Here is a 15,740-nt window from a genome sequence, read left to right as displayed (position 1 = left end):
GGCACCTCAGTTAGTAAAAAAAGGCCCCGAGCAAGTCGGTACTGGGGCCTTTACACAGGGAACAACAATAATTAATTATGCTGGCGTCAGCACGTTGGTCAGCAAAATACCGCAGTCTTTTGCAATAATTTGCTCTTGCACCGATTCGCCTACCATAATTTCAACCCCACCATTTATGCCCGCAGCTACGTCACGGTTGCCCGATGTACGCGAGCCATAACGTGCAGTGAGTGCAAAGGTCATGCGGTTGTTGTTAAACGACGCTAGCGGGTCGTGATACGTAAACGACAGGGTATCTTGCCAAACCTTTTGTAAGTTAACGGCTTGGCCTTTTTTAGCCGTGTTTAGGCGCGCTTGGCCAACGGTTATATGCTCAAGCTCTAGCACTTCTTTAATGTAGCTCCACGGCACTAAGCCCTGGTCGCCACTAGTGCCATTAAACGCTTTAAGTAACTTAGGGTGTGTACGCAGTTTAGTTGCCACGCTTTGCGATAATGTCATTGCATTAGGGCGCATAAGTGGTGCATCTAGCATTTCTAAAAAAAACGGTAAAATATCAAGTGCAGGGTCATCTAAACGTTTTTGGCCTGCTGCAGCTAACGATTGAGTACTCCCAAAGTTAGCGGCTTTGTTATACATAGTTGCCACACGTATTTCACGGTTCAGCAAAACTAAGTCAGTTAAGCTCTCCGCTGCATGAGTACGCGGGTTGTAGTTTGCTGGCGCATTGGTAACATCGTCATTCGGCACCACATCAGATAAACCATGATCAACCACTGAGCCGGTTTTCTCTTCAACACTAAACTCAACTTGATTCGGCGATGACTTACGGCCAATTTTATCGTCTACAACGGTAAACTTTTCGCCTTTTTTATACTCGGTCCACTTATAGTTACGTAAACCAACGGGTGAATAGGGCGCAAGTGTGTCTGCAACTAACGCTCTATTACGATAAGCAATGGCTATGGCCGTTTGCTCAACATCGGGGGTAAATGGCATACCATTACTCATGGCAAATCCTCACTATTAATAATTAAGTTAACCCAAGCGCCTTAAGCGCTTGGAATTGTTGCTACTACATGCGGGTTTAAAAACACGTCGCCAATCACTCCAGCTTCGCCGTCTTCCATTACCCAACCTGCAACGTATACTTCGGTTTGGCCCACAAAGTTAGCAGGGTCAAACTCAACGGCTTTACCTTCGCTATCAGCAACAATTGGGGTGCCTGCAATTAACGCTTCACCAAACTCAACAGGCGCGCTTTGTGTCATTACTACATCAACACGTAAATGCTCGTCAGTGCCTTGCTCTGTTACACCGGCATACATTGCGCTGGCATCAACCGCTAACCCAACATGAAAGTCAGCCGCAGCCGATACAACCACTAAGCGGTTAGCCGGTATAACGTCTTCAGCACTAAAGTTTCTTATAAATCCTGGTTGTGCCATGGTTTTATGCCTTTTTAATGTGGTCTAACGCGGCAGTTATACTAATTTCAATGCCTTTGCTAGATTGTGATTGTTGAAATTCCAGCGCTTTTGCTGCGAGTGTTTCTGCACTGTCGTCAGTCACTTCGCCGTCTTTATCGTCCTTGTTAAACTCGTGAGTTAAACCCGTTTGTTCAGGCAAACCTTTTAAAAAGCCCTCAAACCACGCTGCAGGTTTAAGTTCCTGGCTTTTACCGTCTGCGGCAGCAAACTCAAAGGTGGTGTCGCCATCGTCAAGCTTGGCCATAAACTCAGCCACACCCTCTGTGTTTGTTAAGCGCGGGGCTTTGCCGCCATTAATTTCGGTGTTAATAAAGGTGTTAGCTGCTGCAACACGCTGCGCGAATTCAAGCTGTGCGTTTTTAGCGTTAGCTGCATCAATCTGGTCTTGCAGCGCCTTTCTTTCTTTTTCATCCATTGCATGGTCCTCATGGGTGGGTGGTGTGGCGTCATCATCGCCTTTACTAAATTCGGCTCCCTCGCCACTATTCACCTTGGCACGTTCGTGCTCAGCAATAATGGTTTCTTCTTTTAACCATTCGCTTTCGTAGTCGGGCACAACTTTATCAGCCGCTTCACTGCCAAAACGGTCAGTTATAAAGTTACGTAAATTGCCCATTAGGCGGGTAAGGGTGTTTGATGTGCGAAGCGATATGTTGTCAATATCACCGGCAGCAAATTCTAGGGTTAGGGTATCGGCGTCATCACTTTGGTTAAACTGCCAGGCTAAACCGTCAACGGCAGGGGGCTTGCCCCCTAAATAACCAATGTGGGCAAGTTGGTAGCCATTAGCTACCTTTTCAAGCTTAACCGAGCGGTTAGGGTATCGCTTGCTTTGTACCGCTTGAGCAAATTCAGCACACACATCTTCTGCTTTAGCAAACAAAGAGCCACCTTCTGCTTTTAGCTCACTGGCCCAACCCCACGCAGGGTCGTCCATTTTAGGGTGGCCAATAACCAGTGGTGCGCTTTTAGGTTTAAAGTTAGCGACTACGCTGTTTAAATCAGCGTCGCTAAATGTGTGCTCAACGCCTTTAGAGTCGGTTTGTGTACCTGCTCTAAAAACTTCAAACCAATTAAATGAGGTGTTTGGGGTTGTTTTGTTTGCCATGTTCCAAGTGCCAATAAACTAACTAAGTGGCACCCAGTGTATGCGGGGAGTGGCAATTGAACCGCTGGAAAAGACTTTACAGCGTTAACAATGGGGTAACCTATATAGGCTAAGCGGGTATCAACCACACTGCAAGGAATATTTTATGGCGCACTGCAATTTATGTAACAACCCTCTAACTCAAGGCGAAATAACGTTTCTTGACGGCCAATGCTCAAACTGCTAATTTGATGCCCACGCCCAGGCGTTCTCACTTTGTAAGTCCTGCAATAGCCCACTGTACACACCCATTAAGTTAAACGGCGAATTTTACTGCTCAAATAAATGTGCGCATAAAAAAGACACAAAAAAAACCCGCTAAATGCGGGTTTTATCTAACTGTACATATAAATATTTACTACTGCTTTTTATTCTTACCCTGATTAATCACTAATCTAAATTGTTGTGCTGTTCTAAAACCTTGGAATTGATCATATGCAGCATAAATTGCTAAGGAGATAATCGCTCCCCTCACAGACAAAAATAGCCACTGTGAAAGGTTTGAATCCTCCCCATACAAACTAGAAAGGCCATTAAACACAGCATCTAAAATCAATAATAAAATGATAAAAGCAGCATTGCTAATGACTTCTTTTTTTAAATCAGTTAGTAAATTTATAGCGTTATCTATCTTTTTTCGAGCCCCCTTTATTTCACTAACATCTTTTAACACACCTTCAATGTAGTTAAACAACGCCCATGTTAGTGCGCTTGCAGCAGTAACAAAAAAAGGGAAAACGGCCAATACAGTATCAAATAACTTTTTTGCAGCCCCGTTAGTTATGTGAAGAACAGCGAAACATAGAATTAAAGACACCAAAATATATAAACCAATTAATAATGGTTTTTTAACTTTTACCCATATGTTTAATTGTCGCATAAACTTCAGCACCTAAATTTGACTCTTTATAATTTAAGGTATGCACAGAATCAGCTTTTTCACCTAACTCCATTTGAGAATCATCTGTTTGACTCTCATTTTCAACAGATGGTAGGTTTACTGTATCAATATTTTCGTTACTTCTATGCGCCTTTTTACCGCCCCTTTCACCTTCTGTAACAACACCCCAGCTGCCTTCACCCTCTGCAATATACTCTAAGTAGTTTGACACTAGTACTTCGGGTACTTTCAAATCACCTGAGTCATTTTTTAAAGTAATGTCTATCTCATCTTGTCCAAATATATCTTGCAATGCTTCAACTGCATCTCTTGCTTTTTGGTTTGTATCTAAAATATTTGGAGATATTAACTTAAATTCTAGCCTATAAATTTTACTCTTCGAGTCTACAATATTCCAAAACTTAGCTGACTCTGATTTACCTTCAATAAAGATACGATGGTTAAAAGTAGCAAGTATTGGATCTGTAAAAGCCGACTGCAATGACCTCGCAATATGCTCAGGGTCACCGTAACGCCAATCCTTTCTGACAAATATGTGCTGTGTTTGAATATCAATTACAACTGATAATGGAATCCAATTGTCATGCACAACTTCAACAATGTCACCTGGCACTTTTTCGCCTGTTTGTTGCTTTTTAAGCTTAGCTATTTTTCCACAGTAAAATCGTTCACTGGGAAAGTCATATCCAAAAGACGGAACGAGCTCTTTAAATCCAAGTACACTATAAAGGGCCCCAGCTGATTTAAATTCTCTGTCACTTTTTATTGCAGGTAAAATTGCATGTCCTTTAACCGTTGGAATAGCTTTTACATTAAGTGCTTTTTGCGCTTCTTCAACTAACGAATAGCGTAAAATAAGATATTCTTTAACCACAATTTGATTTCCTTATACGTATTATTATTTGTTTTAATCATAATACACTTAAAAATTAACCTTTAAAATCCAATTAGCATTAAATTGAAATTGCTTTATAGTTAAGTATCACTACTAAACAACCAAGGAATGGTTATGCTAAAACAAGCTCATTTAAAAACCTTAAATAAAACACTCATCACTATAGCTGCATACTTTCTTTTGACTGGTATTGGAATAGGTGTGTATTTATATATCAACAACCCAGATAAGTACCTTTCATCAAACCCCGATGAGGCCATGCCGCAACTCTACGTTGCACTTACCAATAAATTGAAGTCAAACCCAAGTAGAGAGTTTGTAGCCGACCTTAACCAGGCATATGTTGATCAAGTTATTACCGAACCCGAGTACATTCGTTTAACACTTAAGTACAACCTCAATATGGCAACAGATTTAAATCTAGAGTTCAGTCCAATCAAAAAGCAGTTTCATAAAGCATGGCTTAACCACCAAAACATAAAACCATAACTTTAAATACAAGTTAAACCATGTTTAAACCGTGTTTAAATTCGATTGAGCGCGTTTAAACGGTTTTCACGCATGGCAATGTAGCCACAAAAATCAATAGAGCGCTTAAAATCGCTTACAGGAGTTAATGGGTTTTAGCGTTTACAAAGAGCAACGGGTAAAAACAGAGCGTTTAAAAACCTTTACATATAAAAACGGCGTGGTTAATTTAAGCCTTAGGATTAAAAACAAAAAAGGAAACCTAAGTATGGAAAGCATTTTTCCTGAGTCAAATAAACCAAAACCTAGCGAACGTACTCCACAAGGCATGATCAAATACCATCGACTACAAAAGTGGTGGCTAGAAAAATTAACAGCATCAGAACGCCAGCGTATACGTAACCAATATTCACCTATGAGTGACAGTAATATTGATAAAGGTAATTACACCCATTCATCAAGCAGCACAGTGAAGTTTTTAAAAGAAGTGGGAGGGTGGTTTATAGCCAAAGAAGGTGACCGACCATTAGCCCTAAAAATACTTCAAGAAGCTGAGTCTAATATTCACTTATCAACCTCAGAAGTAGATCAGCATTTTTTATATGGTCGAATGATGGAGCTTTACTACAAAGACAGAAAAAAAGAGGGCTACTACGAGTTAGCAAAAGAATATGCGTTAAAACAAATTGATATTGCTGCTGCCACGGTACAACAAATGAAACGTGATCACTTAAGCTTTATTGCTATTAGCTCTAAAAAATACAAATCTATGCGTCACTTAACAATCGAAAACACGCCATTTCACATCCCCAGCCATGCAGGGTATAGGCAACTTGCCATTATCTATAAAAAAGAAAAGCGTTGGGATGATGTTATTGCTTTATGCGAACAAGCAATAAGTGAAGGGTGGTGTGGAGATTGGGAAGATCGCGTTGATGACGCCCTAAGGCAAAAACTAAAACAACAAGCCCCTAACTAGGGGCTTTTTCATTTCTGCTAATTACGCTTTTTACGCAAAGCGGGAAACCTATCGCGATACTGGTACCAGCTTTGCTACTTTTAAATCTGAGTTTAGTATTATAGCGCTTTGCTACATCACGCATTACATATAAACCTAAGCCGTATTTAAATGTACGAACATATAAACTACAGCCCTTACCATCGTCTATAACAGTTACATGTACTTGGCTACGAACCTGCTCAACAAACACTTCAACCTGACTAGCTTTACCATGATCAATTGAATTACGTACTGAGTGGTAAACAAGCGCGTATATATCTCTTTCTAACCCTGCGTCTAATGTAACACTGTCGCTAAAAGATATTGTGTATTCAAAATTAAGCCCAGTGCATTCAAATTGCAATGCAGCTTGTAAAGCAGCTAACCCCTGTTGAATACTACGTTTACCAAGCGCAGCATTGCCATGGGCCAATGGTACAATTACGTCAACGGCTTCATCTAAATAAACAAGTCCATCCGCCATTTTATTTAAATCAGGGCTACTGCAAGCACTCTTGGCTTTTAGCAACTTAGTAAGCGCTAGGTTCATTTTGCATGAGCCAATCATGTCATATAGTTTTTTATGTACGCCGTAGTTAGCTTTTAACAGCAATACAGCAAACAAGATAATAAACATAATTACTAACGCAGGTAATACAAAGAGTAGCAAAGTAACTACGTTCGACTCATACCACTTCCCAATAAATTCTAGGTTTAAACTTTCACCCTCAACCCAACTTCCACCGTTTAAACGGCTTTTAAACTTTAATGTATAGTTACCTGGTCTAATATTATGAAAATTAATAATTCCAGAACCACTATCAATCCAGTTATCATCTATAGCGTAGGCAAACTCAGTATTGCCAATAAAGTTAAGATCAGATAGGTATAAACTGGTTTGGCTGATAGCATCAAAAGTGTGGCTTGTCTGATTCACGAAATACTTATTCTCAGTTTTAACAGCAGTTACTCGAGGTTGATTAGTCATAACTTTATTAACGAGTTTAATTGTTGTGATCCCGTATTGCGTACCAAACGTTAAATCACTTTCATTTTCTAGCATCATTGAGTTTGGTGTAACGTTTAGGCCAGCAGTTCCTGGCACTAACGAATAATCTGTTTTAGTAAATTTATAAACACCATCGATGGTACCAATGTATAACTGGCTATTAAATTCCTGTAAATCAATAATGCTTTGCGGGCTGTTTAAACGTTGTAATTCTCCATTAGCAAACTTGTAAAGGCCATTCCCAAACGTCGCTATATAAACAGAGCCATTAAGTTTTACTGCATCCACAACAATACCAATCTCATTTCCATGGTAGCCAATACGTTGCAGTTTATCTTTTATGTAAAAACCCTCGGCTGAAAGCACATACATATCATTGTCTATAAACTTAACGTCTAGGATTTCGTTGTTATGCAAAAGTGAATTTACGTCATGTAGCGTTGCAAAAATATCGTTCTTATATGTAAACACACCCTCGAAACTGGTTGAAACATATAATTCACCAGACTTAACAGTCAAAGCAATTACATATTTATCGTAAATTTTTACTGTTTCATTGTTTTTATAATTGTACTCGGTCAGCCCTTTATTTGACGCAATAAACAAACTATCGCCAATCACTGCAATATCAGTGATCACATAACCATAGTCAGCAGGGCTCCCAACAATATTAAAGCCCTGGCTTGTGTGACTCAAAACACCGCGCTCAGTACCAACAAAAAATCCATTGCGGAAATGTTTTTTGATATTGTAGTCAGATGAGTAGGGTAAACTTAATTGATTTATCGTAGCTGGTTTTATTTGTACATCGTTACTTGATATAAACCACAAATTGTCTGAATTATCCTTAAATATACGACGCACAGGTGATTTAATCATATTTACTTTTTCATTGATAACTGAAAAATCCATTAAATTTAAATGTACTACAGCACCATTTTTTTCTATATAAACAGTATTACCATTAGCATAAAGCGACTTTGGATATGTAGGCCAAGGCGTTGATTTTTGCTTACCAAATGCATCATAGTAATAAAGGGTTTTATCTCGCCACGCTATAAGCCCATATTGATTGTTACTAATTTTGGTATAGGTGGCGGGTGTAGCATCAATCAATTTTGCAGTATTACCGTCGATTGCAAAAAGACCATCATCAGTATCAATGTAGCCGTCAGCAATCGCATTCACTCGTAAACCGTCAGGTAATAGTTTTAAAGGGGTGAGCACACCATTTTGATACTCAAAGCTACTAAGCTTATGGCTACGCAAACAGTAGATCACATCATTTATTAAACCTACACGCCAACACCCGCTATTTATCAGTCGGGTGGTTGTATTAGTAGTTAGGTCAACTTGATATAAACCCAAATCACCATACGCTAATAAAAGTTGGTTTTTATCTTTAATGTACCTAACATCTTCTAACCAATTGTTAGGTACGTTATATAAATCAGCTAATGGGGTATGAGTTTGCCCATCTAATCTAAAACCACCTTGTTGACTAGCTTGATAAATAAAACCATTCTTATCTTGCGCTATGCCAAAGCTATAGCCAGCAAGTTCAGTAGCGCCTGCTGTGCTTGTAAAAAGCATTATTGAGCAAATTATGGACTTAATAAATGAGTGTTCCATATGCAAAACTAGGGCGATTTAGCCCTAGCCTCCATTAATAATTATTATTGTAACTCGGTTGGGTGGTGACTGCGCGTACCGCACAATTGCAATACTTTAGGGCCAATATTAATTGACCGGGCAGAGTAATTACTAAAGTTTTTTGATTTAATTAACTTAGAAGAATTATCAGGCCATTCCAATGCGCCAAATTCATTAATTAATAACATAGTTGGTTTTCGGGGGTCATCAGGGTTGGCTTTCATTTGCCAAGCTTGTCTTACTTTTTCACCTGCTGCAAAGCTGTAAAGCTTAGAGTATGCATTGGCTAAGAACTTAGCACCTTGCTCGGTGGTAATGATAATGCCTGTATTATTAAATTTTGATCCACAATCCAGGCTCATATCAACATTCATATCACTACCATCAGGCATTAATAGAGTAGAGTTAATATGTTTCACTTGGGCTCGTTCTTTCATAGGTTCAAGCGCAGTAGCAGAAAAAGAAACTGCCAGTGCAGCACTGATTAAGAAACTTTTATATAAGGTTTTCATCTCATATCCTTAGAAAATTAAACCAGTTTTAAACTACTCCTCGCAATAGCATTGACAATAGCGTGATCACAATCGTATTCAATTGCAGCATCAACAAGTATTGGCCTAAGTGATTTACGTACAGCAAGTAATCGTTCAACTGGGAGATTATCTTTAATTACAACCTCATCCATTATTGACTCTACAAGCGTGTCTATATGAATTACTTCATTTTTAAACTCTTCGCTATGTATAAATTTTGGAGTTGGCTCTTTTAGTTGATAAGTCCTCTCTGCTTTTGGCTCCAATCCGAAAATATTGTCAAGAGAAATACCACGCTCTATGCATGACTTAACAATCCCTTCATATGGCAAGGTTCCTCTATTCATTGCATTTAAAAATGCAGACTGAGAAAGCCCCATAGCTAAAGAAAGTGCTCTTTCACTAGTAACACCAAATTCATTTTTAAGCTTTTTAGCAGCTGTTTCTATATCAACTTTTTTTAAGGTATCAGTTGTCATGTTAACTTGTCAATACATATGTAATGTTAAAAGAATACAAAAATAATGTTTAAGGTCACTTGACAATACAAATGTAATGATTCAGATTAAATAACAACAAAACATTACATATGTATGCAACTAACTTTACATAGGATAACTTAGCATGAATTCTAACGGTTTAGTATTTGAAGATATACGCAAAAAACTTCTCAAAAAAGACATTCTATTGTCAGACCTAGCAGAGGGGCTAAACGTAACAAGAGCACACGTTTACTCAATTGCAAAACGTAACAACAAATCAAAGCCAGTTGCTGATGCAATTTGCTCTGCACTAAACATGTCTATCGAAGAAGTATTCGGCGATACCTACCAAGATCACCAAGCAAGAGGCCGTCAAGACCGAGCTGCCAGAAAACAGCAAGTTATTAATGCTATTCGCAATAATCAGCCTATCCCAGAATCTAGCTTTACCTAACATCGTGGCTAACACAAATAATTTTACAGGGAATAATTACCATGAAACTTACTGATTTAGAGTCAATATTTAATCAAGACGAAGCGCCAAGCTGCGATGTATACCACCAGTTCCTTTACGCTGTAAATGCTGCTGCCCGCACAAGTGGTTTAACACGCCAAGGTATTGTTAACCGCATGAACAATGCATTAAAAGTCGATGACGTTGTAATAAACGAAACACTGTTAAATAAATACCTAGCCCCAGGCACTGAAAAATATCTACCTGCACACCAATTGCCAGCACTTTTGTGGGCAATCAAAAGCATTGAGCCACTAAACGTATTGCTTGAGCCGCTATTGTTTAAAGCCATTGATCAACGTTCACAGTTACTGCAAAAACACGCTGAGTTACAAATGGAAATTGAAAAGCACACACAACAACAGCGTGAAATTCAAAACACACTTTTACCAAACACCTCAAGCAATTAATTTTTAGGCCAAAACAATGACTATCAAAGACCAAGTACCGTCTGAAATTCAGGTTTTTAGTGCCGAAGAGCAACAACAACTCAGTGCCAAAATCGAAAAGATGGCAGGGCACATACAACTAGTAATGCCAGATTCAGTTGACGAAGCATGGCAATTGCTTGTGCGTATGGAAGAGCAAGCGCTAGTTGATACAGCAAAACGCGGGCTACTTTATTTAAGTATTAAGTCACATATTCAATATGGTGAATTCGATAAAAAGTTAAAAGAACTAGGTATTCCTCGTCGCAACGCATTTAACGCAATAGCGGTATCAAAAATGTTTTTAGCGCTGCCAGATTCAAAAGTGCAGACGTCTGCGCTTTTAAACATGAACAAAAGCAAACTGATTGAAATGGCGCGCTTACCGGTTGAAACCGTTGAATCGCTTGATGACGACGACCTTGAAACGCTTAACGATTTATCAGTGCGTGAGTTCCGTAAAGAAATTCGCAAACTAAAAGACAAGCACACCGACCTTGAAGAGCAAACAGCCACGCTTATAAACGCCCTTGAAACTGAGCGCTTAACCAAGGCCCCTAAACAAATGTACGAGCTACCTATGCTAGTTGCACAGGTGCGACAAAAATCGTTTGCACATAATGCCGTTGTTAACGAGTCGCTCGAAGAGTTTATAGCCATGATTGAGCAGCTATGTAACGCCCGTGACCTTGATTTAAACCACCGCATAGGTGCGGCACAAACCACGTGGCATTTATGGTTAGGCATACAACAACGCATTACCCACATGCTCAACCGCTTAAGCGGCGAGTTTGGCCCTGAGCATTTAGCCGGTGCTGAGTGCATACCACAATTTGCCGAAGACGAATGGCAAGACGCTCAAGCAAACCGTGAATACATGCTCGCCATGTTTAACGACCGTATTAAAACCCGCGAGTAGGAGAGAACAATGCATCCTGCAGTACAAAAATACAATAAGTTGCCAAGCACAGGCTTGGAACTAAGTTGGCAAAATGCCAGCGAAACAGCCCGTAAAAAAGCCCAGAGTAGGGCGGTAATAGTTCGCCATTTATTAACGCAAGAGTGCGGCATACCTAAAGCGTTTGAAGCGCTTGTAACCGCGTACCGCGCAAATACAGCAATGGCCACACTTGCAACCGCTATTGATGCACTGGGTAAGTTACCAGGGCGCGCAACCATTTATAACTGGTGTAATGCCTACAAAGACAACGGCATTAACAGCTTATTGCCAAACCATAAAGGCAAAGCGCAAACACAATATAGCTGGCTTGCACGCTGCCTTGAGCTTTATCACAGCCCAAACAGCCCAAGCTTTGCACAAGTGAGCGACCAACTAAATAAAGAGGGTTATAAAGCCGAGCATCATCAAGTGCGCCGCTTTATTAATGCACTGCCGCACGAGCTTGGCCCACAAAGCCCGTATCGTATGGGTGCAAAACTGTACCGTGAAAAACATAAAGATCATTTGTTGCGCTCTACTAATAATATTAAGCCAGGCGTTATGTATAACGGCGATGGCCACACGCTCGACGTATACCTAGCGCACCCTAAAACAGGTAAGCCTTACCGTGCTGAGTTAACCGCGTTTCAAGACGTAGCAAGCCGCTGCATTGTGGGCTGGGAACTTGGCTATGCCGAAAGCACACTCGATACGCTAGCAGCAATAAGTCGCGCTATTAAAGTGCATAACAACGTGCCTGCCATGTTTTACCTAGATAACGGCTCAGGCTACAAAAACAAACTCATGAACGACGATACAACTGGCTTTTACGCCCAGTTTGAAATAGACGTTATTTTTGCCATACCAGGCAACGCTCGTGTTAAGTGGATTGAGCGGTTTTTTTTACACATGGAAGACCGCGTAGGTAAACGCTTTAGCACCTATTGCGGGCGCGACCACGACGACCGCCATAAGCAACTGGTACTTAAAGAGGCTAAACAAGGCAAACGAAAACTGCCTACGGTAGACGAGTGGATAGCTGAGTTTAAAGCCTTTTTAAACGACTACCATAACAGTGAGCACCCTGAAGTTAAGGGCAAAACCCGCCAGCAAGTATGGGACGAAAACATAGAGCGCGTGCCCCCAGTAGAGGGCGACTTTGTAATGCTACCACGCGAAACCGTCAACATTCGTCGTGGCCGTTTTCGCTTGCACCAACGTGATTACAGTGCCGACTTTTTACACCAGTTTAATGGCCAAGAGCTTGTTGCCGCCTACGACCTACACGACGACAGCTACACCAAGCTTTATAAGCTAAACGGTGAGTTTTTAATGTTCGCTAACTTAAAAACTAAATCGCACGCAGTGCCTACGTCACGTATTGAGCAAGCCCAGCAAAAACGCCTTACAGGCCGCGAAAAACGCTTACAAGTACATTTACAAGAAGTGCGCGCCCAAGAAGCCAGTACACGCATTATTGATGTTGAGTCTGTAACTAAGTTTGCTGCACCTATTAAGGGTATTGAAGCACAACAATCACCCGTAAACATTTTTGATTTTGATGTAACGCCAACACAGCCGCAGCACGAAATCGACCTAAACGAATTACTTGATCAACCTAATTTACGCAAGGAAACAACCTATGAGCTATAGCCAACCACACCCATACACGCCTGAGCAAACGCTGCGTGTTGAGTTAATTAACCAAGAGTTAAGCACCACAGGCATGACAGCCGAAGAACTTAACTGTGGCTTTGCCCTGCAATCAGTTAAAGAAGTACTAGCAAATAAATGCACCATTAACCCTGAAAAAATCATTGTGGCTATGTGGCATAAGCTATTTGGTGAAGCCGCTATTACCGATATTGAAAAACGTAATGGCTTTAATAAGTCGTACAACAAAGCCGATCGTGAACTGGCAGCGCGTATTTGCTTGCGTTTGCAATCACCCGAAATACGCGACCAAAACATCACCAGCGCCAGTATTGCGGTGAGCATGGGTAAAAGCCCTGCATCAATAAGCCAACTCATTAACGGTAAATACAACGCCAAGCCTACTAAGCACTTGCATGACATTTGGGCGCTTATTTGCCCTGCAGAGGTAGAGCAAGGCAAAATTAGCGGCGAGCTTACTGAGCGTAAACAAATAAGCATTGTGTACGGTGATGTGCGCTTTATTCCTACCAGTACATCTAAGCTTATTGCTATGGCCTGCGACCAAGCTCGCCAACGTAAACGCTTTAGTGTGTTTGCAGGCCAAGCAGGGCTGGGTAAAACCAAGGGTATTGCGGAGTATTGCCGCCACAACAAAGAAGCCATTTTAATTGCTGGCAGTGAGCAAACCAGCAGCACCCAAGTGCTTGAGCAACTAACGTTAGCCCTGGGCTTATCACGCTGCCCAAGCGCGTATAAAAACATGCAAAAAATTATTCAAGCACTGCGCGATACCGACCGTTTAATAATTTTAGACGAAGCCGACAAATGCAAACCTAACTCGCTCGACCCACTGCGCACCATAAGCGACCAAGCTATTGTAGGCGTAACCCTGGTTGGCAACATTCAACTAGTAGACAAACTGCAAACCCAAGAGCGCTACGAACTCATTGCAAGCCGCGTGTGCTTTTGGCCTAAACCTATCGGCCAAATAACCGTTGAAGATATACGCACCCTGTTTTTAGAACTCACCGAAGGCACCGTAAAACTCGCTCAAGACGATGCAAAATGGTGGCAATGGCTGCACAAACGCGTTGAAGGTAACGCCCGTGAGCTGGTTGAAAACCTGCTACCGCACTTGCTTAACCACACCAACAAAAACCCAGACACCGCCGTAGACAAGCTGTTAGTTAATGGCATTTTTTCATCAGTACTTAATAAACCAGCGGTTTAAACGCCGTTTAAACATAATTTAAATAAGGATTTAATCATGGCATTTTCAATAAAATTAAACACATCACGTTACACAGCGCATTTAGCATTTAGCTCGTTGGTTACAAACGCATTAATGCTTAGCCTGCTGGCTAAAAAAGACCCACAAGGCGAGCTCATAGATAAATGCGATGGCAACATTAAAGCGGCCTTTGCAACCCTTGCTGCCGACAAGTTATTTAGTATTCACCATGTGCATGAAATTAACTCTCATGCCCACACAGCAAGACGTTTTAATAATATCTATCGTGATTTTCCGCTGGTTTATACCAGCGGCATGAAAGACTGGGGCATTAAAATTATTGGCATAGGCCAAGCGCCACACTTTGAAATTGAAGCCCTGGAGGACATAGCGTGAGCAACTTGATCCAGCAAATCAAAATTGCACAAAAGGCGGCGGGTATCGACCAAGATACCCACCAACTTAATGTGTCGTACATTTGCGATGGCCGTGTTAATACCTGCACAGGACTAACCAAGCTTGAGCAACAGCAACTGCTTGCACGTTACCGTGCTATGAACCCAAATGCGGGTAAAACACAGTTACCCGCACAACTAAAAATGATTTACAGCCTGTGGGGCCAATTGAGCCGCGCAGGTGCGGTAAACATTGATTCAAAACAGGCCTGCGATGCGTTTTGTGAAAAGCACTTACAAGGTAAAAAGCTAAGCCAAAGCGCCCAGCAATGGCCGCATATTATTGAAGTACTTAAGCAATGGCTTGCACGCCATAAAGCAAAGCAGGGGGCGTAAATGGCTAATTACCAAGAGTACCAAAACTTTACTATTAACCCGCGTAAGGCCGCTTATACAGAGGAAAAACGCTACCGTAATGTAAAAGAAAAAGACAAGCAAAAATGCCGTGCTCGCCGTGATGTAGAAGCCTATCAAGAGCAACGCCGAATAGATCGTGAGCACGGCTTAGATTATTTATTTGAGGAGCAATCATGAGCGAATCAAGCATAGATTTACGGGCATTACCCCACGGCCTACGTCGCATTGTTAAACACTTAGGGGTTGAACAAACCATTGCCGTACTTACCGAGCAACAAGGGCAAATGTTTTATATTCCTGAAAAGCCAACCGAGAATCACGAAGTAGTAAAGGTATTTGGTAAAGCCTTCGTGCAAGAGCTAATAAATGCCAATGTAGGCTCAAGCTACCAAATACCCATGTTGCACAAAGTGCTTATGCAAATTCGTAATCAACAAATTTGTGAAGCGCTAGACACCAAAGCCTGCAACATTCAGCAGCTGGTTAAGCGTTTTAAAATAACCCGCCAGCAAGTAAGCAGCATTTACAGTGCATACCAAGACGAACGGGCGCACGAAACACAATTAAATTTAAGTTTGTAG

General features: G+C 41.1%; 19 protein-coding genes. 11 read left to right on the top strand and 8 right to left on the bottom strand.

From position 1 onward, the window contains the following. Positions 1–75: 75 nt before the first annotated feature. The 5 genes from ABZP26_RS08390 to ABZP26_RS08370 all read right to left on the bottom strand — a co-directional run bounded on the left by ABZP26_RS08390 (position 76) and on the right by ABZP26_RS08370 (position 4,412). Complete coding sequence (locus ABZP26_RS08390) at positions 76–1,011, bottom strand: capsid protein (protein ID WP_368484772.1); 936 nt, start codon at positions 1,009–1,011, stop codon at positions 76–78. Between the two features lie 41 nt (positions 1,012–1,052). Further along, on the bottom strand, positions 1,053–1,448 hold the full coding sequence (locus ABZP26_RS08385) for a hypothetical protein (RefSeq protein ID WP_368484771.1): 396 nt from the start codon (positions 1,446–1,448) through the stop codon (positions 1,053–1,055). 4 nt (positions 1,449–1,452) lie between these two features. Continuing rightward, positions 1,453–2,598 (bottom strand): hypothetical protein, encoded by a 1,146-nt coding sequence (locus ABZP26_RS08380; RefSeq protein ID WP_368484770.1) that lies wholly within the window; start codon positions 2,596–2,598, stop codon positions 1,453–1,455. Between the two features lie 397 nt (positions 2,599–2,995). Further along, positions 2,996–3,517, bottom strand: a complete 522-nt coding sequence (locus ABZP26_RS08375) for a hypothetical protein (protein ID WP_368484769.1) — start codon at positions 3,515–3,517, stop codon at positions 2,996–2,998. Next, the gene (locus tag ABZP26_RS08370) at positions 3,486–4,412 is read right to left on the bottom strand and encodes a hypothetical protein (protein WP_368484768.1); all 927 of its coding nucleotides are present in this window, start codon (positions 4,410–4,412) and stop codon (positions 3,486–3,488) included. Before ABZP26_RS08370 ends, ABZP26_RS08375 begins: the two co-directional genes overlap by 32 nt. Positions 4,413–4,547: 135 nt before the next feature. On the opposite strand from ABZP26_RS08370, the gene ABZP26_RS08365 reads away from it, so the two are divergent. Continuing rightward, complete coding sequence (locus ABZP26_RS08365; RefSeq protein ID WP_368484767.1) at positions 4,548–4,922, top strand: hypothetical protein; 375 nt, start codon at positions 4,548–4,550, stop codon at positions 4,920–4,922. 247 nt (positions 4,923–5,169) lie between these two features. Next, positions 5,170–5,880: a hypothetical protein gene (locus ABZP26_RS08360; protein ID WP_368484766.1), complete on the top strand. Its 711-nt coding sequence runs from the start codon at positions 5,170–5,172 to the stop codon at positions 5,878–5,880. Here ABZP26_RS08360 and ABZP26_RS08355 read toward each other — a convergent pair. The 3 genes from ABZP26_RS08355 to ABZP26_RS08345 all read right to left on the bottom strand — a co-directional run bounded on the left by ABZP26_RS08355 (position 5,873) and on the right by ABZP26_RS08345 (position 9,575). After that, positions 5,873–8,503 (bottom strand): ATP-binding protein, encoded by a 2,631-nt coding sequence (locus tag ABZP26_RS08355; protein WP_368484765.1) that lies wholly within the window; start codon positions 8,501–8,503, stop codon positions 5,873–5,875. The two genes, ABZP26_RS08360 and ABZP26_RS08355, sit on opposite strands and share 8 nt — an antisense overlap. An 83-nt stretch (positions 8,504–8,586) precedes the next feature. Beyond that, on the bottom strand, positions 8,587–9,075 hold the full coding sequence (locus ABZP26_RS08350) for a hypothetical protein (protein WP_368484764.1): 489 nt from the start codon (positions 9,073–9,075) through the stop codon (positions 8,587–8,589). A gap of 17 nt (positions 9,076–9,092) precedes the next feature. Further along, positions 9,093–9,575 carry a hypothetical protein gene (locus ABZP26_RS08345; RefSeq protein ID WP_368484763.1) on the bottom strand — a complete coding sequence of 161 codons (483 nt, stop codon included), beginning with the start codon at positions 9,573–9,575 and terminating at the stop codon, positions 9,093–9,095. A gap of 145 nt (positions 9,576–9,720) precedes the next feature. Between ABZP26_RS08345 and ABZP26_RS08340 the strand changes: the two genes are divergently transcribed. From ABZP26_RS08340 to ABZP26_RS08300, 9 genes are read left to right on the top strand one after another with little or no spacing between them, the layout of a single operon-like run. After that, positions 9,721–10,032 (top strand): helix-turn-helix transcriptional regulator, encoded by a 312-nt coding sequence (locus tag ABZP26_RS08340; RefSeq protein WP_182798276.1) that lies wholly within the window; start codon positions 9,721–9,723, stop codon positions 10,030–10,032. A 41-nt stretch (positions 10,033–10,073) separates the two neighbouring features. After that, a complete protein-coding gene (locus ABZP26_RS08335) occupies positions 10,074–10,502 on the top strand; it encodes a hypothetical protein (protein ID WP_182798275.1) in 429 nt (142 codons plus the stop codon). Positions 10,503–10,518: 16 nt separating this feature from the next. Further along, the gene (locus tag ABZP26_RS08330) at positions 10,519–11,439 is read left to right on the top strand and encodes a hypothetical protein (protein WP_368484762.1); all 921 of its coding nucleotides are present in this window, start codon (positions 10,519–10,521) and stop codon (positions 11,437–11,439) included. A gap of 9 nt (positions 11,440–11,448) precedes the next feature. Continuing rightward, positions 11,449–13,113, top strand: a complete 1,665-nt coding sequence (locus ABZP26_RS08325; RefSeq protein WP_368484761.1) for a Mu transposase C-terminal domain-containing protein — start codon at positions 11,449–11,451, stop codon at positions 13,111–13,113. Beyond that, positions 13,103–14,347, top strand: a complete 1,245-nt coding sequence (locus tag ABZP26_RS08320; RefSeq protein ID WP_368484760.1) for an AAA family ATPase — start codon at positions 13,103–13,105, stop codon at positions 14,345–14,347. Before ABZP26_RS08325 ends, ABZP26_RS08320 begins: the two co-directional genes overlap by 11 nt. 36 nt (positions 14,348–14,383) lie before the next feature. Next, positions 14,384–14,743, top strand: a complete 360-nt coding sequence (locus ABZP26_RS08315) for a hypothetical protein (protein ID WP_368484759.1) — start codon at positions 14,384–14,386, stop codon at positions 14,741–14,743. Beyond that, positions 14,740–15,138 carry a phage protein GemA/Gp16 family protein gene (locus ABZP26_RS08310; RefSeq protein WP_368484758.1) on the top strand — a complete coding sequence of 133 codons (399 nt, stop codon included), beginning with the start codon at positions 14,740–14,742 and terminating at the stop codon, positions 15,136–15,138. Before ABZP26_RS08315 ends, ABZP26_RS08310 begins: the two co-directional genes overlap by 4 nt. Next, positions 15,139–15,336: a hypothetical protein gene (locus tag ABZP26_RS08305; RefSeq protein ID WP_368484757.1), complete on the top strand. Its 198-nt coding sequence runs from the start codon at positions 15,139–15,141 to the stop codon at positions 15,334–15,336. After that, positions 15,333–15,740, top strand: coding sequence for a Mor transcription activator family protein (locus tag ABZP26_RS08300; protein WP_368484756.1), 408 nt, complete (start codon positions 15,333–15,335; stop codon positions 15,738–15,740). The genes ABZP26_RS08305 and ABZP26_RS08300 overlap by 4 nt, the downstream gene beginning before the upstream one ends.

Origin of the sequence: Pseudoalteromonas sp. SD03 (assembly GCF_040937955.1) — a bacterium.
GTDB classification, from domain to species: Bacteria; Pseudomonadota; Gammaproteobacteria; order Enterobacterales; family Alteromonadaceae; genus Pseudoalteromonas; species Pseudoalteromonas tetraodonis.
Note: the sequence above shows the minus strand (reverse complement) of the source record. Positions and strands in the feature narration are given on the sequence as shown.

Excerpts from the sequence above, each read along its gene's own strand:
- ABZP26_RS08390 (WP_368484772.1), bottom strand. The coding sequence starts at position 1,011 with ATGAGTAATGGTATGCCATTTACCCCCGATGTTGAGCAAACGGCCATA.
- ABZP26_RS08385 (WP_368484771.1), bottom strand. The coding sequence starts at position 1,448 with ATGGCACAACCAGGATTTATAAGAAACTTTAGTGCTGAAGACGTTATA.
- ABZP26_RS08380 (WP_368484770.1), bottom strand. The coding sequence starts at position 2,598 with ATGGCAAACAAAACAACCCCAAACACCTCATTTAATTGGTTTGAAGTT.
- ABZP26_RS08375 (WP_368484769.1), bottom strand. The coding sequence starts at position 3,517 with ATGCGACAATTAAACATATGGGTAAAAGTTAAAAAACCATTATTAATT.
- ABZP26_RS08365 (WP_368484767.1), top strand. The coding sequence starts at position 4,548 with ATGCTAAAACAAGCTCATTTAAAAACCTTAAATAAAACACTCATCACT.
- ABZP26_RS08360 (WP_368484766.1), top strand. The coding sequence starts at position 5,170 with ATGGAAAGCATTTTTCCTGAGTCAAATAAACCAAAACCTAGCGAACGT.
- ABZP26_RS08355 (WP_368484765.1), bottom strand. The coding sequence starts at position 8,503 with ATGCTTTTTACAAGCACAGCAGGCGCTACTGAACTTGCTGGCTATAGC.
- ABZP26_RS08350 (WP_368484764.1), bottom strand. The coding sequence starts at position 9,075 with ATGAAAACCTTATATAAAAGTTTCTTAATCAGTGCTGCACTGGCAGTT.
- ABZP26_RS08345 (WP_368484763.1), bottom strand. The coding sequence starts at position 9,575 with ATGACAACTGATACCTTAAAAAAAGTTGATATAGAAACAGCTGCTAAA.
- ABZP26_RS08340 (WP_182798276.1), top strand. The coding sequence starts at position 9,721 with ATGAATTCTAACGGTTTAGTATTTGAAGATATACGCAAAAAACTTCTC.
- ABZP26_RS08335 (WP_182798275.1), top strand. The coding sequence starts at position 10,074 with ATGAAACTTACTGATTTAGAGTCAATATTTAATCAAGACGAAGCGCCA.
- ABZP26_RS08330 (WP_368484762.1), top strand. The coding sequence starts at position 10,519 with ATGACTATCAAAGACCAAGTACCGTCTGAAATTCAGGTTTTTAGTGCC.
- ABZP26_RS08325 (WP_368484761.1), top strand. The coding sequence starts at position 11,449 with ATGCATCCTGCAGTACAAAAATACAATAAGTTGCCAAGCACAGGCTTG.
- ABZP26_RS08320 (WP_368484760.1), top strand. The coding sequence starts at position 13,103 with ATGAGCTATAGCCAACCACACCCATACACGCCTGAGCAAACGCTGCGT.
- ABZP26_RS08315 (WP_368484759.1), top strand. The coding sequence starts at position 14,384 with ATGGCATTTTCAATAAAATTAAACACATCACGTTACACAGCGCATTTA.
- ABZP26_RS08305 (WP_368484757.1), top strand. The coding sequence starts at position 15,139 with ATGGCTAATTACCAAGAGTACCAAAACTTTACTATTAACCCGCGTAAG.
- ABZP26_RS08300 (WP_368484756.1), top strand. The coding sequence starts at position 15,333 with ATGAGCGAATCAAGCATAGATTTACGGGCATTACCCCACGGCCTACGT.